The sequence below is a fragment of the Citrobacter farmeri genome (assembly GCF_019048065.1).
Taxonomy (GTDB): domain Bacteria; phylum Pseudomonadota; class Gammaproteobacteria; order Enterobacterales; family Enterobacteriaceae; genus Citrobacter_A; species Citrobacter_A farmeri.
Genome location: NZ_CP077291.1, coordinates 1,832,144 through 1,856,143, shown reverse-complemented (window position 1 = coordinate 1,856,143; position 24,000 = coordinate 1,832,144). Strand labels below are relative to the sequence as shown.

At 48.6% G+C, this 24,000-nt stretch carries 24 protein-coding genes, 3 tRNA genes and 2 pseudogenes; 5 read left to right on the top strand and 24 right to left on the bottom strand.

Annotated features, from left to right (window positions below):
* Positions 1–29: 29 nt before the first annotated feature.
* Entirely contained in the window at positions 30–542 is a 513-nt protein-coding gene (locus tag I6L53_RS23795; RefSeq protein WP_042318338.1) for a LuxR C-terminal-related transcriptional regulator, read from the bottom strand.
* Between the two features lie 1,024 nt (positions 543–1,566).
* Between I6L53_RS23795 and I6L53_RS08715 the strand changes: the two genes are divergently transcribed.
* On the top strand, positions 1,567–1,929 hold the full coding sequence (locus tag I6L53_RS08715; RefSeq protein WP_042318337.1) for a RidA family protein: 363 nt from the start codon (positions 1,567–1,569) through the stop codon (positions 1,927–1,929).
* Between the two features lie 39 nt (positions 1,930–1,968).
* On the opposite strand, the gene I6L53_RS08710 is transcribed toward I6L53_RS08715, so the two are convergent.
* The 9 genes and pseudogenes from I6L53_RS08710 to I6L53_RS08675 form a co-directional block, all read right to left on the bottom strand.
* A complete protein-coding gene (locus I6L53_RS08710) occupies positions 1,969–2,775 on the bottom strand; it encodes a helix-turn-helix transcriptional regulator (protein ID WP_042318335.1) in 807 nt (268 codons plus the stop codon).
* Between the two features lie 162 nt (positions 2,776–2,937).
* A complete protein-coding gene (locus I6L53_RS08705) occupies positions 2,938–5,559 on the bottom strand; it encodes an autotransporter outer membrane beta-barrel domain-containing protein (protein ID WP_052425364.1) in 2,622 nt (873 codons plus the stop codon).
* 1,057 nt (positions 5,560–6,616) lie between these two features.
* The gene (locus I6L53_RS08700; protein WP_042318334.1) at positions 6,617–7,531 is read right to left on the bottom strand and encodes an alpha/beta hydrolase; all 915 of its coding nucleotides are present in this window, start codon (positions 7,529–7,531) and stop codon (positions 6,617–6,619) included.
* Positions 7,532–7,648: 117 nt separating this feature from the next.
* Positions 7,649–8,782: an Acg family FMN-binding oxidoreductase gene (locus tag I6L53_RS08695; protein ID WP_042318333.1), complete on the bottom strand. Its 1,134-nt coding sequence runs from the start codon at positions 8,780–8,782 to the stop codon at positions 7,649–7,651.
* Positions 8,783–8,804: 22 nt separating this feature from the next.
* Positions 8,805–9,412: pseudogene (locus tag I6L53_RS08690) on the bottom strand (MipA/OmpV family protein).
* 2 nt (positions 9,413–9,414) lie between these two features.
* Positions 9,415–9,711, bottom strand: coding sequence for a hypothetical protein (locus I6L53_RS08685; protein ID WP_139155868.1), 297 nt, complete (start codon positions 9,709–9,711; stop codon positions 9,415–9,417).
* A gap of 930 nt (positions 9,712–10,641) precedes the next feature.
* Positions 10,642–10,899 carry a YqhG/Tai3 family protein gene (locus tag I6L53_RS23620; protein ID WP_247751672.1) on the bottom strand — a complete coding sequence of 86 codons (258 nt, stop codon included), beginning with the start codon at positions 10,897–10,899 and terminating at the stop codon, positions 10,642–10,644.
* The gene (locus I6L53_RS23615) at positions 10,896–11,075 is read right to left on the bottom strand and encodes a hypothetical protein (RefSeq protein ID WP_247751671.1); all 180 of its coding nucleotides are present in this window, start codon (positions 11,073–11,075) and stop codon (positions 10,896–10,898) included. Before I6L53_RS23615 ends, I6L53_RS23620 begins: the two co-directional genes overlap by 4 nt.
* Before the next feature lies 1 nt (position 11,076).
* Positions 11,077–11,439, bottom strand: a complete 363-nt coding sequence (locus I6L53_RS08675; protein ID WP_042318329.1) for a hypothetical protein — start codon at positions 11,437–11,439, stop codon at positions 11,077–11,079.
* 178 nt (positions 11,440–11,617) lie between these two features.
* Here I6L53_RS08675 and I6L53_RS08670 point away from each other — a divergent pair, with 178 nt between their 5' ends.
* Together I6L53_RS08670 and I6L53_RS08665 are read left to right on the top strand one after the other, a co-directional pair.
* Entirely contained in the window at positions 11,618–11,818 is a 201-nt protein-coding gene (locus I6L53_RS08670) for a hypothetical protein (protein ID WP_042318327.1), read from the top strand.
* Between the two features lie 24 nt (positions 11,819–11,842).
* Positions 11,843–12,076 (top strand): annotated as a pseudogene (locus I6L53_RS08665) (site-specific integrase); the annotation flags it as partial.
* Positions 12,077–12,187: 111 nt separating this feature from the next.
* On the opposite strand, the gene I6L53_RS08660 reads toward I6L53_RS08665, so the two are convergent.
* The 6 genes from I6L53_RS08660 to uvrY form a co-directional block, all read right to left on the bottom strand.
* Positions 12,188–12,274, bottom strand: a tRNA-Leu gene (locus I6L53_RS08660).
* Positions 12,275–12,286: 12 nt separating this feature from the next.
* Positions 12,287–12,360: transfer RNA gene (locus tag I6L53_RS08655), tRNA-Cys, on the bottom strand.
* Between the two features lie 49 nt (positions 12,361–12,409).
* Positions 12,410–12,485, bottom strand: a tRNA-Gly gene (locus I6L53_RS08650).
* 150 nt (positions 12,486–12,635) lie between these two features.
* On the bottom strand, positions 12,636–13,184 hold the full coding sequence (gene pgsA, locus I6L53_RS08645) for a CDP-diacylglycerol--glycerol-3-phosphate 3-phosphatidyltransferase (RefSeq protein ID WP_042318323.1): 549 nt from the start codon (positions 13,182–13,184) through the stop codon (positions 12,636–12,638).
* Positions 13,185–13,240: 56 nt separating this feature from the next.
* On the bottom strand, positions 13,241–15,073 hold the full coding sequence (uvrC, locus tag I6L53_RS08640; RefSeq protein ID WP_042318321.1) for an excinuclease ABC subunit UvrC: 1,833 nt from the start codon (positions 15,071–15,073) through the stop codon (positions 13,241–13,243).
* Entirely contained in the window at positions 15,070–15,726 is a 657-nt protein-coding gene (uvrY, locus tag I6L53_RS08635) for a UvrY/SirA/GacA family response regulator transcription factor (protein WP_042318319.1), read from the bottom strand. The genes uvrC and uvrY overlap by 4 nt, the downstream gene beginning before the upstream one ends.
* Before the next feature lie 393 nt (positions 15,727–16,119).
* On the opposite strand from uvrY, the gene I6L53_RS23790 reads away from it, so the two are divergent.
* Both I6L53_RS23790 and I6L53_RS08625 read left to right on the top strand, forming a co-directional pair.
* Complete coding sequence (locus tag I6L53_RS23790) at positions 16,120–16,167, top strand: hypothetical protein (protein WP_418656714.1); 48 nt, start codon at positions 16,120–16,122, stop codon at positions 16,165–16,167.
* Positions 16,168–16,186: 19 nt separating this feature from the next.
* Positions 16,187–16,411 (top strand): DUF2594 family protein, encoded by a 225-nt coding sequence (locus I6L53_RS08625; protein ID WP_042318315.1) that lies wholly within the window; start codon positions 16,187–16,189, stop codon positions 16,409–16,411.
* A 67-nt stretch (positions 16,412–16,478) separates the two neighbouring features.
* On the opposite strand, the gene sdiA is transcribed toward I6L53_RS08625, so the two are convergent.
* The 8 genes from sdiA to I6L53_RS08585 all read right to left on the bottom strand — a co-directional run bounded on the left by sdiA (position 16,479) and on the right by I6L53_RS08585 (position 23,980).
* A complete protein-coding gene (sdiA, locus tag I6L53_RS08620) occupies positions 16,479–17,201 on the bottom strand; it encodes a quorum-sensing transcriptional regulator SdiA (protein ID WP_042318313.1) in 723 nt (240 codons plus the stop codon).
* 234 nt (positions 17,202–17,435) lie between these two features.
* Positions 17,436–18,188 carry an L-cystine ABC transporter ATP-binding protein TcyN gene (gene tcyN / locus I6L53_RS08615; protein WP_042318311.1) on the bottom strand — a complete coding sequence of 251 codons (753 nt, stop codon included), beginning with the start codon at positions 18,186–18,188 and terminating at the stop codon, positions 17,436–17,438.
* Positions 18,185–18,853, bottom strand: a complete 669-nt coding sequence (gene tcyL / locus I6L53_RS08610; protein WP_042318310.1) for a cystine ABC transporter permease — start codon at positions 18,851–18,853, stop codon at positions 18,185–18,187. The genes tcyN and tcyL overlap by 4 nt, the downstream gene beginning before the upstream one ends.
* Before the next feature lie 15 nt (positions 18,854–18,868).
* The gene (dcyD, locus tag I6L53_RS08605; RefSeq protein ID WP_042318308.1) at positions 18,869–19,855 is read right to left on the bottom strand and encodes a D-cysteine desulfhydrase; all 987 of its coding nucleotides are present in this window, start codon (positions 19,853–19,855) and stop codon (positions 18,869–18,871) included.
* A 106-nt stretch (positions 19,856–19,961) separates the two neighbouring features.
* A complete protein-coding gene (gene tcyJ / locus I6L53_RS08600; RefSeq protein ID WP_042318306.1) occupies positions 19,962–20,762 on the bottom strand; it encodes a cystine ABC transporter substrate-binding protein in 801 nt (266 codons plus the stop codon).
* An 87-nt stretch (positions 20,763–20,849) separates the two neighbouring features.
* Positions 20,850–21,401, bottom strand: coding sequence for a flagella biosynthesis regulatory protein FliZ (gene fliZ / locus I6L53_RS08595; RefSeq protein WP_042318305.1), 552 nt, complete (start codon positions 21,399–21,401; stop codon positions 20,850–20,852).
* Between the two features lie 59 nt (positions 21,402–21,460).
* Complete coding sequence (locus tag I6L53_RS08590) at positions 21,461–22,180, bottom strand: RNA polymerase sigma factor FliA (RefSeq protein WP_042318303.1); 720 nt, start codon at positions 22,178–22,180, stop codon at positions 21,461–21,463.
* Between the two features lie 162 nt (positions 22,181–22,342).
* The gene (locus I6L53_RS08585) at positions 22,343–23,980 is read right to left on the bottom strand and encodes a flagellin N-terminal helical domain-containing protein (protein ID WP_042318301.1); all 1,638 of its coding nucleotides are present in this window, start codon (positions 23,978–23,980) and stop codon (positions 22,343–22,345) included.
* Positions 23,981–24,000 lie beyond the last annotated feature (20 nt).

The following is a 24,000-nucleotide window of genomic DNA, read 5'->3' as shown; positions in this document are numbered from 1 at the left end:
CGTTCAGGATAATCATTACCTCTTAACATCTAGGACAGAAAGGTGATATTAGATTCACAGATGTATTTTGCTCTGAATACACACCAGTTACGCATAACCTGTAGAAACAATGGAATATTTTTCATATTCATTTTTCGCAATGCTCTTAACTGGCTATTGCTGACGGCCCCCTCACTGAGCAGCATGGTTCGTGCAATCGCACTTTTTCCCAGGCCCGCCAGATAGTGTTCAATGATTATCCGCTCTCTGTTCGACAATGATCGGGTATGCAACGGGATACGTTTATTCTGCTTGACCTGGTCCAGCACGTAAAAATACTCCGTCAAAGATGCGTTCCTGGTCAATGAATAACATCGTATTTGTGTAAAATGCGTTAACGTATCTGATGACCCGGCGCGGAGACATTCAGCACTATTGGTAATATACACAGTCCCTCCTCCCGGATCAAAAACAACAACGTCGGGTGATTGCTCAAGACCGGTAAAGAATAGTAACTGCTGTAACCCGGTAATAAAATACTGGTCATATGAAAATATATGCATTTTGCTCCACCCCATCCGTGATAACGACATCTCAATGTTTAAAAGGACATATTAAATATATTAATTACAAATCATCCAGATATTGACCTTTCAGGAAACCTGACTCAGCAAGATTTTATTTATTACCGTTTTCGCATGCATCGTCGACTCCTTTCGCATAAAGCAATAATTTCAAAAGTTCATTATGAGAATAGAATAGCCAGGCAACAGAGACACTTTCGACTCTTGTTACATTGATTATTGCTGTAAATATCTTAAATTGTCATTTTAAATAGCCTTAAACGACCTTAAATGAGAGGTATCTGTGATCTTATGAAAAAATGAACTTCTTCAACCTTATGATTTACAAGAATATATTCTTACAACATTAAGTAATTAATGCACAAAATTACGACAAACCCAGGACTGTAAAGCTTTCCTGAGCACTCATTTAAGCAAAATCGAGGAGATATTTAACACTTTACGCGTTGAATATCTTCTTCCAACACAAAATGATAACACGAAAAGAGCATAATCATTAACCCTGGTTTAATCATATGATACCAATATCATTTGACTCTATGACCTTTGTTACACGCTAATCCTCATACTCACTCCATTTTAATAATGGCTATCATTACATGTCATAATAGAAACCAGACGGTTAGATTGCAGAACATGAGTATTTGAAGTTGAGATATTATTTCCTCTACCGTACCGTCAGGATAAGATCCCGGGCATCGCTATCGGCAATAAGAAACTTAAATGCGTTACTTTTAATTAACATTGAATTTGCTTACAGAAAATAATGTTGATTTATTACTAAAATCGAGTAATAAAAAATCAGAATTCGCGAAATGGCAGAGGTCTGGCGACGTTGTTAATGCGCGTGTTGGGATATATGCAAAACATTGCAACGACGTACTTTCAGGCGCCTGGCTTTCTTATTTCTCCCGCCTGAAATATTCCTTTATTGCTACAATGCCTGAAGATACAATGATGCCAGACAATAACCATGTCAGGAAAAGGGATAACGAGGTGCATTATGACGACAATAACAAGGCATGAAATAAATGAAGACTGGGCACTTGCCGGAATGGTTGAAGCTGGCGGTTTTGTTTTTGTCAGCTATTGTATCGGAAATATCGGACAACCCATTGAGGCACAAATCAATGGTGCTTTTGATAATCTGAGTGAAAGACTCAGTACTATCGGCCTGACACTGGAGTCAGTCGTTAAAATTGACGCCCTGTTCCGCGATGTGTGGGATATTCCGGTCATGGAAAACGTCATGAAACAGCGATTTAACGGGCAATTTCCTGCGAGAAAATCTATTCAGACTGAATTTGCCCATCGCGGTGGGACATCGGGAATGCTGTTTCAACTTGACGCCATTGCCTGTCGATAATGTTCCTCATGGTAGTACTGCTCCTCAATGTCAGTCGTGTTAATCCACCACGGCGGAGCGGTATTGCCCCGGTGTTATTCCAGTCTGTTTCTGAAACGCACGCGTAAGATGGCTCTGATCGGAAAAACCCGCCATCATCGCAACATCAACCGTTCTCTTGCCCTGTGATAAGAGTTTTTTTGCCAGACGAACCCGGGACTGTAAAAGATAAGCATGCGGCGTAATCCCCACCTCCCGGGAAAAACGGCGAATGAGCTGGAACCGGGTGATATCACACAGGCTGGCTAACCCGGTCAATGTAATATTTCCTTCCGGCGCATCATCGATGAACTCTTTAACAAGCCGTACCGTCGGAGAATGAAGTATACGCTGTGTAGCAGACAACGTGTGGTTTTGTCCTGCCTGCATCAGACAACGCATGATCGTCTCTTCAATAGCCATAGTGTCAGGATCTCCGGCTGCCGATTGGCTAAAAAGTTGCCGAATCATCAAGCCTAGAGCAGGATCGTTAACTACCGGCTTCAGGGTTAAATCGTCTGCCGGTAAGTCAGTATTCCATTCTTTTATAAAGGCGTCGGGATTGATATAGAGCATATGCCAGCCGCGAGGGCCTGACGCTGGGATCCCGTCGTGAATTTCGCCGGGGTTGACCATAATAATATCCCCTGTCACCGCGTTCACATTGCCGATATTGCTCCATGAGCGATGGCTACCCTGGATAAAAACCCCAATACCGAATTGATCGTGTGAATGGCGCGGGAAAGCACGCTCTGAATATAACGACAGGATTTCAATATCAGGGATCACGCAGCGGTGCTGCTTTACCTGGTGAACTTCTTTCTTCATGGTCGTTCTCTCGTGGCAACGGATGCAGGGAATTCGCGACTCATGCTAAAGATACCCTTTGAAACTGAGATAGACGACCGATCTTTTGCTATTTGCCGGAACAGAGCCCAGTTAATCCCGAATGAATAAGGAGCAGGTTTCCCCTGCCCCTCTCCCTTCCATTTACCAGTTGTATTTCACGCCCACCATTCCCTGCGCATTGCGATAGCTGTCGCGACCCATTTGCCCGGAGACATTTCCCCAGACGGTCAATCGAGAAGTGAGTTGTCCTTCCACACCCACTTTCAGTTCAGCCAGGTCTTTCACGCCCTGAACGTCATTGTGTACCTCACCCATTGTCACTCGCGGATTGCGTGAGGTGTGGATCCAGTTCGCCTCAACAAATGGCTGAATGCCTGCCACTCTGTCTTCTTGACCGGTGGGTTTACGTTTGAAATATGCTCTGGCGCCCAGACTGGTCATCAGATTACCGGTGCTATCTCCCTTCACCTGGGTGCCGCTACGTTCCCGATGTTCGTCCGCCTGCACATCCATCCAGATGACCTGAGCTTTGGGCTGGATCCAGTAGGTCAATTGCTGGCTTTCACCTACCTTCAGACTGTAACCCGCCTCAACCGCAGCTGTGATACCTTTGGATTTATACGCTTCACTTGCCTGATACTGACCATTGACAGTGTTATCAAACCAGTTATAGAGCATCCAGGTGTCTATATAACCACCTGATTTATCAAGCTCATTAGCATACCACGTGCCATATAGCCCCACGCTGTAGCCGTCGACCTTACCACGGGAATCATGGTTATTTAACGTCGACGTGGTGCGGCTATGGCTGTTGGCATAGCCCGCCATGAGACCAAGATGCCAGCGATCCAGACCATCCGTACTCCACTGCGCCACATCGCCCCCCATCTGTAGCACATAGTTATTGCTCCGGGTTTTTAACTGTTCACTGCTGTCGTTAAACCGGATATGGCCTCCGACGTTACGCATCCACAGGCTGGTGCTTTTTTTCTCACCGGTTAGCACATCGGTGTACTGCGTTTCGCCAGAACGATCGTGCAGTCGCGAGATGAACAAGGTATTTGCAGCCAGGTCGTTTGCCAGATAGCTGCCGAATTCCGGGCGAATTTGTGATGGGCCGCCTGGGTGCACCGGCGTTTGCGGGGTTTCTGGCGAGGCAGGCACACCCGGGTCTGTAGGATCGTTCGGGTCAGTCGGGTCGACCGGGTCCGTCGGATCAACAGGCTCCATTGCGCTGCATAAATACCAGTTGCTGCCGCGCCTGACCACATCGTAATCGTACGCCCCGGCAACAATGCGACTCTCTTTCGCGAAAGTTCCGTCGGAGGTTCCTGCAACATTGACAATTTCAATCCCTTCAACCGTCTGCGCCCCCATACCACCAATATTGTTGATGGCCACCCGGGTATGGCCGGAAGTATTTCCCTCGACGATAAGTTTGTCCGTCGCTGAGCTATCACTTCCGAGCGCCGTATTCAATGTCAGGGTTCCACCGCCGGTATAGTTGCCTTCGACAGTCAATGTCTTGAACGTGCCAGCGTTGCCCGGCGCAAGCATATTCACGCGCCCTCCCTGCAACAGCAGGTTAGTGACGTACGAATTACCGGTCACTTCCCACACCGCACCGTTGGAGATATTCATGTTCAGGGTACCGCCCCTGGCCGTATCACGGGCGGTATAACTGGTTGCCTTTAACCACGAGTTTGCATTGTTGAGTGTCATCTCCAGCGTACCGCTGTCAGCCGTGCCAATATTACCCTGAACTTGTACGGTCCCGGTTCCCGACGAGTTTGCATCGATCCGACTGTTGGCGCCTGTTGAAAAAAGAGACCAGTCAATTGAGGGGTTATCATTAATAAACAACCCTCTTTGAATATCTGCTGTGCCCGCCGAGAGAACTTCGATGCCGGTAATTTTAGCCGCATGAGAACCCGCCGTTGAAATTGTCAGGTCATCCTGAAATTCAGCGTGAGTGGTTATTCCGGGGTGACCATCGATGTGGATCCCGGTAGCCGATTCGACACCATTTAACACGGCGATCTGCGTTTGCCCACTGAACTGGGCCTGACTTTCCAATATCCGTAAACCCGTGTTCTGATAACCACCGTTGCTCCGGAGACTAAAATTATCATTTGCAACCAGGCTTGATCCATTAACAAGCGTAACGCCTTTGAGTTCATGACCAGGACTCGTGCCAAGTGACGTCAGGTCTTCACCCGTCAATGTCACATCACCATTGAATTCGAAGTCTGTCGCGTTGCCAGCAATAATATGCCCCCCGACATAATCACCGGATAACCCCCACGGGCCCGTATTGGCTATTGCCTCTATAGCCGTCCTGCCGGTGAACGTGAAACGGGTGTGGCTTCGGAGGTTGTCGTTCAACATGGATATAATTCCCTGAGAACCTTTCAGATAAATTGAATCTGCCTCGAAGTTCACTTCATTGAAAACACCGTAGGGAGCGGCAGGACGACTCGAGCCCGTGCTCCCCGTTACCCCAATAGCCGTTTGATTCGTTTCAATATGAATGCTATCTGCCTTGACATTCATCTTGCTCTCCGCCGCGATGGTTATTCCATTGCGTCCGTCAATGGAATGGCTTCCTGGCGCGCCATCTACGTAAACCTCAAACCGACCACCATCAAAATTCAGTTCACCATTATGAAGCGCAATGCCCGTTCGATGGGTTCCGGCCCCGTCTTCCGCTGACATATCCACTTTGAGATTGATCTTGTTATCGCCATCACTGAGGAAATCCAATTTTCCACCAGGACCGGCGTAGATGGCGTAGATATCAGAAGAAGATCCCGGAACAGAATTGCTGACAACGACATTGCCCCCAGTAAAAATTATAGAGCTACCGGGATATGTGTCTCTTTGCCAGGCATATAACGCTGAACTGTTTTCGACAGTAGAATTATTATTGTGTCCTATAACCGTTAAGGTTTTACCCTGAGAGACAGCAATTCTTACCGTGCCATTCAGGGTGCTGATAATCGCACGCTGGTATGCAACTGATGCGGTTAACCCACTGGCATCTAACGTAACGTTGTCATCGTCTCCATTTACGGTGTGACTCCCGGAATTAATGGGGGAGACGCCGGTGATGAACTCCCGGTCCACGAGTTCCGTCGAGCCGACAGGGAATGCGCATATTGCAACACAACCTGATGCCGCTAATAATAATTTTTTCAATTTCCTTTGAGTCACTTGTCAGTCCTCCAGTTCAAGCATGCTCACTCCTGGTGTCTCTGCGGTATTCTTTTCGAGGCCCCTGGAAAAAAACATTTCCCTGCGAATGGTTCCAGATAGAACCATTACAATATTTTTATTAAGCAATAACTCACAAATACTAACCATTATAAATGGAGCATCGCCTTGCTAATTAAGATAATTGGCACTTAATTCCCATTATTCCTATTAATGAAGAAATCACCTCGTCTGACGCGCCCCCTTTGTTTTCAAAAGAAATATTATCTATCCACGCCATACAAAAGCCGGTGGAATATAAAATCAAATGCGCAGACAACCACTGAATCTGTAAGATTCAGAGTGATAGCCATACGCTTAAAGGTGAAAATACTGCCAAAGCAGTAAATTAATTCATTATGAATGCAAGAGAGGTAGAAACCACTCTTGCTCAATATAGTCAGAAAAAATAAAAATGTATATATATTTTTATTTGTAAACGCACCATGTTGTTTTTATATTTTACTTGTTAAATAAGGCGGGGATAATTCCTATATCTTTACAGCGCTTAAATTAATACTTACTTAGTATAATATTGATTCTGATTGCATTAAGCCGCCCCTGCGCGCTACAACATCTCAAGCGGCTGTGAATGAATAAATGATGCGATTCGGCTTATCGCGCGGCTTGCTTCCGGTATTTTCCCTGCGGATGACTGGAATACGTGCCACAACCCATTCCAGATTTCAATTTGAACGCCAACGCCAGCCTCTGTCGCCTGTTTCGCCAGACGGGTCGAGTCATCGAGAAGTAATTCATCGCTTCCCGTTTGTATCAGGAGAGGGGGAAGACCTGTCAGATCGCCATAAAGGGGTGAAACCAGGGGATTCGATGTTTCAGCATCAGAGCAGTAGTACGCGACGGTTTGCCGCAAATCCTCAATAAAGATCATCGGGTCCTTCTCTGCACAAGAAGAAATACTGCCACCCGATAAGGTGTAATCAAGCATAGGAGATAGCAGGAAAGCGGAGTGTGGCATCGGATAATGCTCGTTTTTCAGCAACAGGAGCAGAGATAAAACCAGCCCACCGCCACTTGAGTCACCGCCAGGAATGATATCATCAGGCTGATATGCCTGCTTTAATAACCACAACCAGGCATTTTTTGCATCCAACAGACCGGCAGGAAATGGATGTTCAGGGGCTAACGAATAATTGAGCGTGAGAGCATTCACTTTTGAATCATGAACAATATGTGCAACCAACTTCCTGTGCGTAATACTTGATCCCTGATTGTTACCCCCACCATGAAGATACAGGATGACTTTACGCTTATCTGCCTGCGAATGTCTCACCCACTCCGCTGAAATCCCCTCTTCCGCGATCGTTTCTATGCTGATATTTTCGGGTAACGGCGCATTCATTGCCCCTTCTTCCCATATTCTTCTTTGCTCAAGAAGAGGCGTATTAAGCACAAAATCTACATTGCTCGCGTAGTCTCTGAAAAGTGCTTCTCTCTTGCGCTTTGCTTCATTGCTTAACATGATTTCGCCTCACTGCGAATTGGCAGACAAGAGACAGTATACCGAAAAACCGATTTGTTTCAGCACAACACATCGCTTGCGATAATGCCCTCCATCAGACTTTCTTTTGAGACGCTATTAAGGGACTGATGATCCCACATTGGACTCATCAATAGAGGTAAACCGACTGATATTTCTTCTTATTCCGTTATTTTCACCATAATTACTGGTAATACCTGCCCGGACAATCATCTGAACAGGAGCATTAAGATTTAATGCTTTCATTACATCATCGGAGAAAGGTTTTTCTTCCAGAATCTGACTCATGGGATGCAGAGAAATTCCCAGTTCCACCGCATCGAGCCAGAATCTCTCAAAATGCATGCCTGCACGGATAATTCCCTGAAAATCGCCAGCCCCCGTTATGACAAAAAATCCCGCCGCACTGCCAACTTGTTGCTCGGTCAGTTTGACAGATTCACGGGCAAAAGATGGCGTTGTCGTGTCCTGACGATTATAAAAAGTATAAAAAGCCGCTTTGAGTGGTCCCTTCATACCGAGTTGCTCTGCCGGTAGACCGTCTCTGGCCTGCCGTGCTTCAGTATTGGAAAATCTTATCCATTGAGACAGTTCCCGTCTTTTACCTTCATGTTCTCCCTGAGTCTTCATGGCTTCCACGGTATTGCGGGACAACCATGCGAACCCAGGAGTTCCCTTTGGATAATAGCGCAGCCAGGGGCCATTTCGTTCAAGAAGAGTGCGGATTGTTGTCGGGGAAATATTGTGGGGTTCATAGCTCCTTTTGTCAGTATGGCGAACTGTCATGCGAGCAAGACGTTGCTCTGAATCTGCGGGAATATGACTGGTTTTATAAAACGTAACATGGGCAATCTGCATTTGGGCACCAGGAGTGGGTAAAATACTCATTTTCGGAGTATATCCGTATGCCTGCGCCGACTGCTGCCAGTTCTCCAGAAAGGCCCCCAAGGAGATTAATGCTTCACGGTTCTCAGGATCGACCTGCGCCAGTTCCCGATCACGGTTAAGAAACAGCGTGAAATCATGACTGCGGGCATAATAAATCACTTTCCAGGGCTGTGTATTATGCCCGCTTGGCGCCATTGACGCATGATAAAGCATGCTTTTGTACTCTTCCGACATTGCAAATGGAAGATGCAGATCTTTGTCCAGTATAAGTGGTCGGCCAACAGACCAGACATATATTCCAACAACCAGCAGACAGGTGAATATCATCAGCGTAATTGTTTTCATAAAACCACCTCTCCCGGATAATTCAGAATGAATATGACAGTCCAATGGTGACATGGAAAATCAAATTGTCATCAATCATCGGGTTGTTTCTGATCTCCTTATTTAAGAAAATAATGCCACTGCTCGTGATGACGCTCCAGTCATCAGCAAACGGCCAAGGGGTGTTAAGAGAGATAAACGGTGACACGCCTCCCTGCGGACGGTATCTACCGAGCCGCTTTCTTGCGCTTCACGCCCAGAAACCCCGATGTAATAATCCAGTTGCTGCTGGCTGTCCCAGCGAATTCCCACCCTGGGGGTGAAATGAACCGACACGAATGAAACAGGATATTGGTACCATGCCCTGCCGCTGAAAGCGTCGGTGTTATCAAGGGTGTCACGAAGGAGCTGAATACTCGCATGACCATACGGGGAATACAGCGTGTACTGGAGAAAGGCATTCAGGGTTGAATGTCTGTTGTCGAGTTTTTTGAGATTATGATTCTTTGTTTTTCCCGCATCAAAAAACAACTCAGAATACGAGATGCCAAGTGAAAATGCCTGGCTCTCATTCTTCCAGAGAAATGCTCCTGCATCAGTTCCCCGAACATAAAACGATTCCCTTTCAATGTTAACGATCGGAACAGGCACGTTCAGGTCATCATGTCCTTTATAGGGCGATGAAAGCCACACCGCTGCCAGCCCGGACCACCGCCAAAGCCGCCACCAAAACCATCACCGCCCCATCCCGCCCCGCCATGGCCGCAATTACCGCCATGCATAGTATAAGGAACAGGAAAGCCCTTGATTTCAATTTCATTCTTGAATGGATGTTCCATTTCAGAATCCCTCTCATCGTCACATTTTGGCGAATCAGACGACGCGCATATCAGATGTACCCGTGCCAGACGTGCTGTCCGGTTGCGGTTTCTCTGTGTATTCGTCGTCATAATCGCCACCTGTCAAATCGCGCATATCTCCTCCAGTTCGAGTTATAGGCACTGTGGTTATAGACAGGCTGATGAGTGCTTTCTATTGTGTAATCAAAATGTTACAAAACGGCGTAACGGATTTACAAAAGTGGTAATTATTGGTGTTGTTGTCGTCTACGCCAGGACATCTGACGGCAGGCGTTACCGCAGTATTTTTGATTTCTTCTTGATTGTAAGTATATCCTGCGGCACTCAAGGCATTTTGAGAACAGCATTGTTTCTATTATATGCATTATTGCAAATTAAATAATTGAAAATATTTTTAATTTTACATGATCTTATCTGGATCGGGATATTTGATAATCAAAGGCAGCATTTGCAGCGACATCTGAGCCATCCAATGTATAAATAGTAAACTCGGAAACGCTAGTTTTTATAATATACGATGAAAATTTAATAAAATTATCTTGCTGACAATTTTCAACGTTGATATTCTTTATAGACGGTATGCAATGACGCAAGCTCTGAAACCCACGGAGGGTTAATTATGGAAAATATATTTATCATTAAACCTACGTCTAAATCTCCTGTAGACGAGATTCTTGCATTAATAAAAGTTCCAGTTGATAAAGGTCCGCTTTTTTTTAATGGTATCTCGTACCCTATTCAGCCGTCTAAAAAGGATCCTCATCGATACGAGGTCATCTATACAGCCTACAAAGACCCGAATGATCGAGCGAGATAGTGCGATAATTAAAGTTAGGAATGAAACCACCTTCGGGTGGTTTTTTGTTTTCTTATTTCCGCAAATCCCATCGTTAACACTCACTCTGTGCTGTGTCGTTAAATCCAACGGTGGGATTAGCGTTTTTTTGACGGGTTCATAACCAAAATCCGGACAGGTTACAGCCCTCATTGCAGGGAGCAACAATCGCCCCTGCAATTATTTTAATTGTTATCACGTGCGGCTACTGATTGAATTTTCCAGATATCATTTTCTTTCACCATACAGTCAATTACGGTATGCGGTTTTTTTTTGCCAAACGTGATATTCACATTCACGCAAACCGGATCTGAATCGTAAGAGGTGACAACGACATTATCCGGCCAGTCATCGTCGATATATTGTGATTTAAGAAAAAAGTCAGCCTCATAAAATTCGTCGTCTGCATAGCGCGGATCGTCTGCATGACGTAGTTTTTTCATTGTTCCGGCCGTAACAAACTGATCGATTTCCCCCCCCTCTTGATGGGATAGAGATCATTATTAACTTGTTTTATATACCAGCGGTTGAACTCAAGAGCCCGATTCATCGGGATCTGCATGTTCTCAGCCCCCATAGCAGCGGCACTTAAAAACAGAAGAAAGGCAAATTTTTTCATATTAGTAGTGCCTGTATATAGTTACTGCTGGTTGTAATTGGCGATACGCCGGGCCCGGGTACAGTGTTCTCTGCTTGAAATCTGAATACCAGGTTCCGGCTCCATCGTAAATGCATACATGGCCATACTGTTTAGGACCGGGCAACGCATTAATAACAGCAATATCACCAGCTATCGGAGTGCCATATACCTTAGTGAATCCTGCCTTTTCCAGAGAACGCCCAAAATCCTTTGCATTGGCCCCCTCAATTTTCACTCCTCCCGCACGAATGGCGGCCGCGACAGCGCGTGCGCAATAGTGGGTTGTTTGGGGTTGAGCGTGGATACGGGCATATGAGACAGCTTCACTTTTATTCCATGACATATAAAAATTCCTTATTAATTTAACGTGTGGCAAGGAATCTTTTACGCCTGTTATTAATGAATTTTTGTAATTGATAGTTAGGTGATATTAACCACAATCCACCCCAACTATGCAAATTAAATCAACTATTTATAAGTTAAATACCTACCACTGGTGGGCTTTTTATGGACGAACGAAAATGCCCTACAAACACAACCTCTCTGAGGTGTTGATGATGTTGTTCACCAATCCGCCGGAGGCAATACGCATCATTGCTGTAATGGCCGGTGGAGCGCTGGCGCGGGCGTGCCTTGCGTCGTCAAATTCACACCTGAAACGCCTGGGTGATCTGATCTGCTGCGTGTTGATGTACTATCCGGGCGCAACACGTGGGGAGTAACACCCGTAGCACGGTAAATCCGTGTATACGCGTGATGGATTTAACAGTCGATGGCAAGAGGCAAGAGATAAGGCTCAGAAAAAAAATCCTCACCTGCTTTTTGATTTCACATTCCATGATCTCAAGGCGAAAGGTGTTTCCGATCTGGAGGGGAGTCTGCAGGAAAAACAGCAAATTTCCGGCCATAAAACGATTACTCAAACAGCTCGCTACGATCGCAAAATTAAGATCGTTCCGGTGGTTGGTGGGCAAAAATAGCGCAATTGATGTTAGGAATAATGTTAGGAAATGGAATATCAGGCACAAAAAAACCACCCGTAGGTGGTTTCACGACACTGCTTATTGCTTTGATTATTCTGCTTTTTCCCATGGTACCCGGAGCGGGACTTGAACCCGCACAGCGCGAACGCCGAGGGATTTTAAATCCCTTGTGTCTACCGATTCCACCATCCGGGCTCGGGAAGAAAGTGGAGGCGCGTTCCGGAGTCGAACCGGACTAGACGGATTTGCAATCCGCTACATAACCGCTTTGCTAACGCGCCTTAAATCTTTGTCTTGCGACTGACACCCGCAACGGCCGATGTCTTAAACTGGAGCGGGAAACGAGACTCGAACTCGCGACCCCGACCTTGGCAAGGTCGTGCTCTACCAACTGAGCTATTCCCGCATTATCAAGTAAATCGTTAATCACTTGATTTTACTATCGTCTGGCAATCTGTGCCGCCGTTCGATGCGTTGCATTCTACTTACCTGACGCAATGAGTCAACGATATTTTTCGCCACATAAGCTCGTTTGCTGAAATTTACGGCGAAACGATCACTGATCAAGCAAATCACCGCGTGCGGCGTTCAGATACTGGAACATTGACCACAGTGTCAGGACTGCCGCGACAAAGAACAGCGCGATACCCGCGTACTCCACCCAGATATTCGGACGCCATAGCAGCCAGGCCAACGCCGCCATTTGCGAGGTGGTTTTGACTTTACCGATCCAGGAGACCGCCACGCTGCTGCGCTTACCCAGTTCCGCCATCCATTCACGCAGCGCAGAGATGATAATTTCACGCGCGATCATGGTGGCCGCTGGCAGGGTCACCCACCAACTGTGATAGTGCTCGGTTACCAGCACCATCGCAATCGCCACCAGCACTTTATCCGCGACCGGGTCGAGGAACGCACCAAAACGCGTACTCTGATTCCAGCGACGCGCCAGAAAACCATCAAACCAGTCGGTGACGGCAGCGATACAGAAGATCAGTGCAGCAACGAACGGTGCCCAGGTGAATGGCAGATAAAACACCACGACAAAGAATGGAATAAGTATGACGCGAAACAGCGTAAGCAACGTTGGAATATTAAATTGCATAGTGACGGGTAACTATCTGTTGTCAGAGAATTTACCCCTATGTTGCTACAGCGGACTCAATGTTTCAACGACCAGAAGATCTTTTCTGCCAGACCTTGCGAAATACCTGGCACTTTTGCAATTTCCTCAACGCTGGCGTTACGTAATCCTTGCAAACCACCCATATATTTCAACAACATTTGACGCCGCTTCGGACCGACGCCTTCGACGGTCTCCAGCGTACTGGTGTTTTTCACCTTTGCCCGTTTTTTACGGTGGCCGCCGATAGCATGATCGTGTGACTCATCGCGGATATGCTGGATCACATGCAGCGCCGGCGAGTCTGGCGGCAGGCTGAATCCCTCGCCTTCTGGTTCAAAGAACAAGGTTTCCAGACCGGCTTTACGGTCAGCGCCTTTCGCAACCCCTAACAGCAAGGGGCGATTTTTATCCCAGGGGACATCCAGTTCGGCGAAAACGGCCTTTGCCTGTCCCAACTGCCCTTTCCCACCGTCGATCAGGATCACATCCGGAATCTTACTTTCTTCGATGGCTTTGCCATAACGTCGACGAAGTACCTGATTCATTGCCGCATAGTCATCGCCCGGCGTGATGCCAGAAATATTGTAGCGACGGTATTCCGCACGCAGCGGCCCGTTTGTATCAAAGACCACGCAGGATGCGACCGTCTGTTCGCCCATCGTGTGACTGATGTCGAAACATTCCATCCGTTTTACCGCCGGCAACTTCAATACGGTCGCCAGCGCCGTCAGACGTTGAGTAATGGTCGACTGCTGAGAGAGTTTCGTGGTTAGCGCCGTGGCGGCATTGGTCCGCGCCAGTTTCAGATAACGTGCGCGATCGCCGCGGGGTTTAGTCTGCACATTGATACGACGTCCTGCCAGTTCAGAGAGAGAATCCGCCAGCAGCGCTTTGTCGTCCAGGTTGAAATCCAGTAGGATCTCGCCAGGCAATGTGCGCATCTGGCTGCCCTGGAGGTAAAATTGCCCGACGAAGGTTTCAACCACTTCGCCCAGTTCAGTCCCTCCTGGAACTTTCGGGAAATAACTGCGGCTCCCCAGCACTTTCCCCTGGCGGATAAAGAGCACGTGCACACACGCCATTCCGGCATCGAACGCGACGCCGATCACATCCAGATCGTCGCCTGCATTGGAGACGAACTGCTTCTCCGTTACCCGTCGCACGGCCTGGATCTGATCGCGTATACGCGCAGCCTCTTCGAACGCCAGATTTTGACTGGCCTTCTCCATCCGCGCGATCAGTTGGGTTAAAACCTGGTCATCTTTACCCGACAAAAACAGCCGGACATAGTCAACCTGTTGCGTATACTCTTCTTCACTCACCAGGCCTTCGACGCAGGGGCCGAGGCAACGACCGATCTGATATTGCAGACACGGACGTGAGCGGTTGCGATAAACGCTGTTTTCACACTGGCGGATCGGGAAAATTTTCTGCAATAGCGCCAGCGTTTCACGGACGGCATAGCCGTTAGGAAATGGGCCAAAATATTCACCCCGGGTATGTTTCGCCCCACGGTGCATCGCCAGTCGGGGATGGGTATCCGCGCTGAGAAAGATAAAGGGATAGGATTTGTCATCACGCAGCAGCACGTTGTAACGCGGCTGGTACAGCTTGATGTAGTTGTGCTCGAGCAGCAACGCTTCCGTTTCGGTGTGCGTCACCGTCACATCGATTTGCTGAATGAGCGCAACCAGCGCTTCGGTTTTACGCGAAGCCAGATTGCTGCGGAAATAGCTGGAAAGCCGTTTTTTCAGGTCTTTCGCTTTACCCACATAGATGACCGTACCACCGGCATCATACATACGATAAACGCCGGGTTGACTGGTTACGGTTTTTAGAAACGCTTTCGCGTCAAACTGATTGCTCACTGGCTTGTTAACGTCTCCGCATTACACAGGCCATGGCGAATTGCCAGGTGAGTCAGCTCAACATCACCATGAATGTTTAGTTTACTGAACATACGATAGCGATAGCTGTTCACCGTTTTAGGACTGAGATTCAACTGCTCTGAAATCTCATTAACCTTCTGACCTTTGGTGATCATCAGCATAATCTGCAATTCGCGCTCAGACAAACTGGCAAACGGAGTTTCCGTTTTTTCTGGTTCAATCTGACTTAATGCCATTTGCTGTGCGATGTCAGAAGCAATGTATCGCTGCCCGGAATAAACCGAACGGATGGCATTCACCACTTCCTGAGGCGCAGCGCCCTTACTCAGGTAACCTGCAGCGCCAGCCTGCATCACTTTTGCCGGCAATGGGTTTTCCGTGTGAACGGTCAACATAATCACTTTAATATCGGCAGTTGAACGCGCAATTTTGCGCGTGGCTTCAAGGCCACCAATACCGGGCATGTTCATGTCCATCAACACAACATCGACAGCGTTAGCGCGACACCATTTCACGGCATCCTCACCGCAACCGGCTTCACCAACAACTTTTATGCCCTTTATATCTTCAAGAATGCGTCGTATCCCTGCGCGCACCAGTTCGTGGTCATCAACAAGAAGAACGTTGATCAAAGGAATATCTCCAGAATAGGGATAACGCTACTGATAGTGGATCGCCACTATATTAGCGGGTTTTATCTCAACTTTGAAACGTAAAAAACGTCCGGTGCCAGATTTTGCTCTCGTTTTTGGAAATTAGTCTGTACGTTTTGTGGAAACTTTCACTAAGAACAGCCAGTTGCTCAGGCTATTTCAGGAACAAGGTTTCATAATAGTGACAAAAACTCGCAATCCCCTGCCTAAATGCTAAATAGACGGACAAGTTTGTTACAATAATTAACGAGTAAAATACTCGGAATAAACAACAAGTGTAGAAAATAGAGACTTCTCATGCTGTTGTTTAATTTAACTGCTCTGGTGTGATTTCCGATCAAAAAACAACCATCGCTATTTTTTCCTCAGCTTATGGTATACTCCGCGGCCTTAACATTTACCATCGCACATTTTTACTGAAACATTACGAGGAAAATAAATGAGTACGCCTGACTTTTCCACTGCCGAGAATAATCAAGAACTGGCTAACGAAGTCACCTGCCTGAAGGCGCTGTTAACGCTGATGCTGCAAGCTATGGGCCAGGCAGACGCAGGCCGCGTGATTCTTAAAATGGAAAAACAGATCGCGCTGGTCGAAGACGACGCGCAGGCCGCAGTATTTTCCAGCACCGTTAAGCAAATTAAACAAGCTTACCGTCAGTAAAGAAAAAACCGGCTGAGAGCAGCGCTTTCAGCCGGTTTATCGTCTGCCACGCAGAACGCTCATTATTTCAGATAAGACCCGTCGCTGCAGCATAACACGCAATCTGCGTCTTATTGGGCGCATTGAACTTCTTCTGCATATTCTTCTGGTGAAAGTTAACGGTGTTTTCTGATATCGACAAAATCATCGCGATTTCAGAAGACGTCTTTCCTTCCGCCGTCCACTTCAGAATCTCTTTTTCCCGTTTGCTAAAGCGCATTTCCGGTGCCATCACCATCTCATCTTCGAGTCGGGAAAGTACCGTTAAGCTTTCGCGCACCAGCAACTGCAGTTTCAACTCCACCTCATCACCCGCAAACGGCGTATTACGCAAACTCGACCGCGAAACCGAGAGAAAACCTAACGCGCGGTTCGGTAACATCAGACACTGCGTGACCCCTTTGCGTAGCCCGTGAGCACGGGCGGCATCCCACATGGTCTGCGCGTCACTGAATAACGCATCACTCCAGGGAAGATGTCCCTGAATGAAGTTTTCCGGCTTCAGAACCGGATCAATCGCGAAATAATTTTCCGCCTGATATTGCGAAACCCACGCATCGGGATAAGTGGTATGAAGGGAAATTTTAGGACGGGTAAACGGAACCGGATGTCTGACACACAGCGCGTAATAATCAAATTCCAGCAATTGTGTCTGCTGCTGTAATTCGCTGTAGACGTCCTCTGCGCTTGTCATTTCGTGAAAGCGTAGCAACATCGTCCGTCGCCAGGTAAAGAAATCGAGATCCTGCATACTCAGTATTCGCGCCCTTGAGAGTGATAATCATTTTAAATGTGAGAAATAACCTATCACATAAACATAAAGTAGATGTATAAAATATCGGTCAGGAAGCCAATTACTTGAGTGTTGTTTCAATACGCGTATTTTGCCCAGGGAAATGACTCATAGTCATGCGTATGAAATTACTATTTATGCATGCCCCCTCGCCCGAAATGGGATAATCCCGGACGAGGGCAAGCAAACCGATTATTGCAGCAGAAACTTCTCAAGAAACTGACGTGTTCTCGGCTGCTGCGGATTGGCAAATAACGCTTTGGCTGGCCCCTGTTCCACTATTCGCCCCTGGTCCATAAATATCGCCCGGTCCGCGACATCGCGGGCAAAGCTCATTTCATGTGTCACAATCACCATCGTGCGTTTTTCCTGCGCCAGTTGGCGGATAGTGCTCAGCACCTCACCCACCAGCTCAGGGTCGAGCGCAGAGGTCGGTTCATCGAACAGAATCACCTCCGGGCGCATCGCCAGAGCCCGGGCAATCGCTACACGCTGCTGCTGCCCACCAGACAAACGCCGCGGATAGCTCGTCTCCTTCCCTGCCAGCCCCACTTTCGCCAGCAGTTCCCGCGCTCGCGCCATCGCCTCTTCTTTGCCTTCCCCCTTCACAATCACCGGACCTTCAATGATGTTCTCCAGCACCGTCCGGTGTGGGAAGAGATTGAAACTCTGGAATACGAAGCCGACATGCTGACGCAGCTGGCGAATGAGCGTTCTTTGCTGACTCAGCGAACGCGCCGTATCAATGGTGATATCACCCACGGTGATCGTGCCCGCTTCCGGTTGTTCCAACAGATTAATACTGCGCAACAGTGTCGTTTTTCCCGACCCGCTTGGACCGATGATCGCGACGACCTCTCCCGCCTGCACCTGCAGATCGATACCGTGCAGCACCGTCTGACCATGGAATTTCTTAACCAGGTTTTTCACGTCGATCGCACTCATTTCGGCTCTCTCTCCTGGCGGTTCAGTTGATTTTCAAAGTAGTTCTGCAATGAAGACAATACGGTTGCCATAATCCAGTAGATCAGCGATGCCGCCAGATACATGGTGAATACCTCCAGCGTACGCGACGTGATCAACTGCGCCTGGCGGAACAGTTCTGGCACCTGGATAGTTGCCGCAAGCGAAGTGTCTTTCACCAGACTGATAAAGCTGTTACTCAGCGGCGGCAGCGCCACCCGGGCAGCCTGCGGTAAAATGGCGCGACGCATCGTCTGCCATGGCGTCATCCCGATACTGGCAGCCGCTTCCCACTGCCCTTTGTCAATCGACGAAATCGCCGCACGCAGGGTTTCAGCGGCATAGGCCGCCGTATTGAGCGACAGGCCAATCATTGCAGACGGAACCGGATCCAGCTCAATGCCAAACTGTGGCAGACCGTAGTAGATCATAAACAGTTGAGCAATCAATGGTGTACCGCGAAAAATGGAGATATAAAAACGCGCCAGCCAGCGCAGAGGAAGCAGCGGCGACAGGCGCATCAGCGCAAGGATAAACCCCAGTAGCAGGCCGAAGAACATCCCGCCAATACTTAGCTGCAGCGTAAACACCGCCCCTTTGAGCAGATACGGCAGGGAATCAATAACCAGTTGGATACTTTCTTGCATGAGCTTATCCGAAAATTACACGTGTGGATGGTAGGCAAACAGTGCGGGTGCCCCACCAGTATGAATAAAGAGGATCGGACCTTCGTCTTTAAAGCGTTTCTGGCTGATTCCGTCAATCAGCCCAGCCATTGCTTTACCGGTATAAACCGGATCGAGAAGGATCCCTTCCAGACGCGCCAGCAACTTCACGGCTTCCATCCCCTCTTCATTTGGCGTGCCATAACCCGGCGCATAGTAATCATCCCACAGCAAAATCTCCGCCGTCGCCGTCAGTTCCAGTTCGCTGGCGATAGCCTGTTGCAGCGCCACCACCTTCGGCTTTTGATCGGCTACGCTACGCGAGACCGTCACGCCTATTAGATCCACGTCCGGCATCAGTTGTTCCAGACCAATCGCCAGCCCGGCGTGCGTTCCCGCACTGCCAGAAGCCACCACCACGGAAGAGAGTTGTACCGCGCCTTCACACTGTTGAGCGATCTCCAGCGCACTTTCAACATAGCCTAAAGCCCCCAGCGCATTTGAACCGCCGACCGGAATGATATAGGGGCGAAAACCCTGCGCTTCGATCCGGGTAGCCAACTCCTGCAACTGAGCGTCCGGCTGGTTTAACGCATCACACATTTCGACCTGGGCATTGAACAGATCCAGCAGCAGCCGATTGCCGTTAGTAAGGTAGTTTTCCGCCGTCGTGCCAATGGGATTTTCCAGCAGCGCCACACAGTGCAGTCCCAGCTTCGCGGCGACTGCCGCCGTCTGGCGGACGTGGTTAGACTGAATCGCGCCTGCCGTGATCAGGGTGTCTGCGCCTTCACGTAACGCATCTGCGGCCAGAAACTCCAGTTTGCGTAGCTTATTTCCCCCCATCGCCATCGGCGTCACATCATCGCGTTTGATGAAAATATCCCGTCCCAGATAGTCAGAAAAACGCGGCAGGTATTCAAGCGGCGTCGGCGCGCCGATAAATTCCAGACGCGGAAAGCGTGTCAGGTTGTGCAGTGGCATAAAGCCTCCAGGTATTTGTTGTTGTGATGTTCTTTTTATTATGCACGTTCAAACGCATGAAATAAAAAAGGCGCTGATTAAAGCGCCTTTTTTTGTCACTATCAGATTATTTCGTTACATCCGCACCAAACCACTTCTCAGAAAGCGCCTTCAGCGAGCCGTCCTTCTGCATTTCGGCAATGGCGGCGTCCACCGCTTTCAGCAGATCGTCGTTGCCTTTACGCAGCGCAACGCCAGCCTCCTGACGGGAGAAAGCTTCACCAGCAACCGCCAGCGTATCTTTGGTCTTTTTAACCAGATCCAGCGCCGCCAGACGATCCACCAGAATCGCATCGATACGGCCTACGCGCAGATCCTGATATTTCGTCGGGTCATCATCATAAGTCCGAATGTCGACGCCCTGTACGTTCTGACGCAGCCACTCTTCATAGTTGGTTCCCAGACCCACGCCAACTTTCTTATCTTTCAGATCGGCCGCTGTTTTAATCGCGCCTTCATTGCCTTTTTTCACCAGCGCCTGGATACCGGAAACGGTATAAGGGGTAGAGAAATCATATTTCTTCTTACGTTCATCGGAGATGGTGACCTGATTGATCACCACATCAATGCGTTTAGAATCCAGAGAGGCCAGCATCCCGTCCCATTTGGTCGGTTTCAGCGTGGCTTTCACGCCCAGATGCTTTGCCAGCTCTTCGGCAAATTCCACTTCAAAGCCGGTCAATTTACCGTCATCGCCCTGGAAACTGAACGGCGGATAGGTGCCTTCCAGCCCCACCAGCAGCGTGCCGCGATCTTTGACCTTCTTCAGCAGACCTTCATCTGCAAACGTTTTTGCGCTCATTCCCGCGACAAGAGCCACAGCCATCACGCCCATCAGCGCCTGGCGTCCCAGAAGTGCTAATTTCATATTTACCCCGAATGTTGTTATGAATGCCCGTAGTGTAGAGCGTTTATCGGTAACGACATAAACCACTCTGCTACATCTTATTCATTTTTAATATATATCAGAAGTCATCCGGAGGGAGGATTTCTGTTGCAGTTCGGGGCGGGCATGCGCTTTATATTGCGCGTACTTACGCAGCGCGATGCGATAATTGTTCGTGCTGGTTTCTGGCAGCCACGGCGCCAGATTTTCATCAAGGTAACCGTCCTGGAGCAGATCGTGAGAAATTTTTTGCTCGCTAAGATGATTGCCGAGACGACGTAAACGAACGACATACTCACGTACGGTCCCGTGGCTCATTTCGGTCTGTTCAAACAGGAATTGTTTAAAACCGATGATGTCGAAGAAATCGCTCTGCGTCTTGCAGTGCAGATCGCCGCAGAAACGGCATAGCGCCACCCACTCTTTCTGCTCCTGCTGCCAGGCGGCTTCATCCATGAGGGTGTCGAGGCGGGAGATGGCGATTTTGTTAACGATCTGCCCTTTGCGCACCAGCGTGATGCGATCCAGTAACTTGTGGCAATGGGCGCAATGCGTCTGGCTGTGTTTAAAGTCTTTGAGGTAGCGGCTTAGAGGCCGTCTTTTTGATTGCTGCACCGTCATGAGAACTCCTGGTAGTCAATACGTTGTGCGGCATTTTTCAGCGCCGACAACGTCGTTCGCTATAACTTACCCAGCTTCGTGCGTAACCGTTTAATGGCCTGACTGTGCAACTGGCTGACCCGTGACTCCCCGACATCCAGAACCGCGCCAATCTCTTTGAGATTGAGTTCTTCCTGGTAATAGAGCGTGAGCACCAGTTGTTCGCGTTCCGGAAGTGCTTCAATGGCATCCATCACGCGCTGGCGCAAATTGCTCTCAAGGAGCTGTTGTAACGGGTTTTCCTGCTGGTGCTCTTCTGTCACCAGCTCGATACTATCGCCATGCTCTTCCCGCCACTCGTCATAGGAGAAGAGTTGGCTGTTGTTGGTATCAAGCAACATCTGACGATATTCTTCTACAGGAATCGCCAGCCGCTCCGCGACCTCGGTTTCCGTCGCATTGCGCCCTAATTCCTGTTCCAGTTGCCCCATCGCCTGTGCCACTTCGCGGGCATTACGCCGGACACTACGCGGCACCCAGTCACGGCTGCGTAGTTCATCCAGCATCGCCCCACGAATACGCTGCACTGCGTAAGTGGTAAATGCCGTTCCTTGCAGAGCGTCATATCGGTCAACTGCATTCAATAACCCGATACCGCCCGCCTGTAGCAGATCGTCCAGTTCTACGCTCGCGGGCAAACGCACCTGCAGGCGCAACGCTTCGTGACGCACCAGCGGTACATAACGCTGCCACAGCGAGTGTTTATCCATTACACCTTCAGCGGTATACAGTGAATTCACGATAAACAGCCCTGCGTTAAATGAGTTATCGGCATGATTATCCGTTTCTGCAGGGGTTTTAATCGGGTGAATAGTGGGTGAAATGAGGGGTTATTTAGGGGTTACCGGTAAAGCCAGAACGAAAAAACCCCGCCGGAGCGGGGTTTGTAAGAGAAGCGTAAATTAACGCAGCAGAGACAGGACGTTCTGCGTCGTCTGGTTAGCCTGTGCCAGGACAGAAGTACCTGCTTGTTGCAGGATCTGCGCACGAGACATGTTAGACACTTCGGTCGCATAGTCAGCGTCTTCGATACGGCTACGAGCAGAAGACAGGTTGTTAACGGTGTTACCCAGGTTGGTGATAGCAGAATCGAAACGGTTCTGTACCGCACCCAGGGAGCTACGCAGTTTGTCAACTTTAGCCAGAGCAGCGTCCAGTTTTTCAAGCGGATTATTGGTGCTGATGGATTTCAGGTCGCTGGCAGTCAGCTCTTTCGTCTTATCAACAGTTGCAGTCGGAGCGTTCGTACCCAGAGCACCCAACGTTACACCGTAGGTTTTTTCGCCATCACGAACAATCGCTCTCGCGCTGCCATCTGAACCTAAAGCGAACTCAACAGCCTTACCATCTGCATCTTTGATGACGGAGGTATTACCAGTTGTTGTATCAACGTTTACAGCCAGGTATTTACCATCAGCAGTTTTCGCAGCATAGGTATTCGCGATAGCATTGCCATCTTTGTCGAGAACCTGACGAACATCGAGGTTTTTCCCGTCAGAGTAAACAGACATTGGGGAGTCGTTGAATGCCAGTGCTTTACCAGCTTTGTTGGTAGATACATCAACAGATACAGCATTGCCGGAAGCGTCTGCTGCGAATGCAGTCACGCGACCACCAAATTTGGCCAGTTGAACATCTGCCGCGACAGTACCGCCAGCACCATCGCTAACCTGAGTCTGAACTTTCTTATAACCCGTGCCATCCTGCTGAAGCAGAGTATAAGATTTGGTTGCGTCATTGTCGTCCTGAGCAACAAAATGCGTCTGACCATCAACTTCAATTTTGTAAACTTTAGAGTCAGCGGTACCTGTTGCATCGGTGGTATCACCGGTATCAACAGCTGAAGCACCAAAATAGGCCGTGATAGCACCGTTGGTACCATCGCGGAAGTCAGCACCAAACGCAGCGCCTGCAGCACCGTTAACGGTACCAGTAGCAGCAGCAACATTGGTCAATGTCGGTGCGGCTTCGCTTTTCAGGCTCACAGAAGCAGAGGTCGGAACTTTACCCGGCGCAACGCTGAAGCTATCCAGACCTAAGGTTTTCGCATCGATTTTATCCAGCGCGATTTCGATGGTTTCGCCATCGTTAGCACCTACCTGGATCTTCATGGTCTGGTCAGAGGCCAGCACTTTCACGCCGTTAAACTGAGTCTGACCGGAAACGCGGTCAATTTCGTTCAGACGCTGAGTGATTTCGTCCTGGATGGAGTTCAGGTCAGAATCGGAGTTCGTACCGTTAGTTGCCTGTACAGACAGTTCACGGATACGCTGCAGGTTGTTGTTGATTTCAGACAGCGCGCCTTCCGTCGTCTGGGCAACAGAAATACCGTCGTTGGCGTTACGAGAAGCCTGAGTCAGACCTTTGATGTTAGACGTAAAGCGGTTAGCAATCGCCTGACCAGCAGCATCGTCTTTTGCACTGTTGATACGCAGGCCAGAAGACAGACGCTCAATAGCAGAGCTCAGAGAAGACTGAGATTTATTCAGGTTATTTTGGGTCAACAGCGACAGGCTGTTTGTATTAATGACTTGTGCCATGATCTTTTCCTTATCAATTA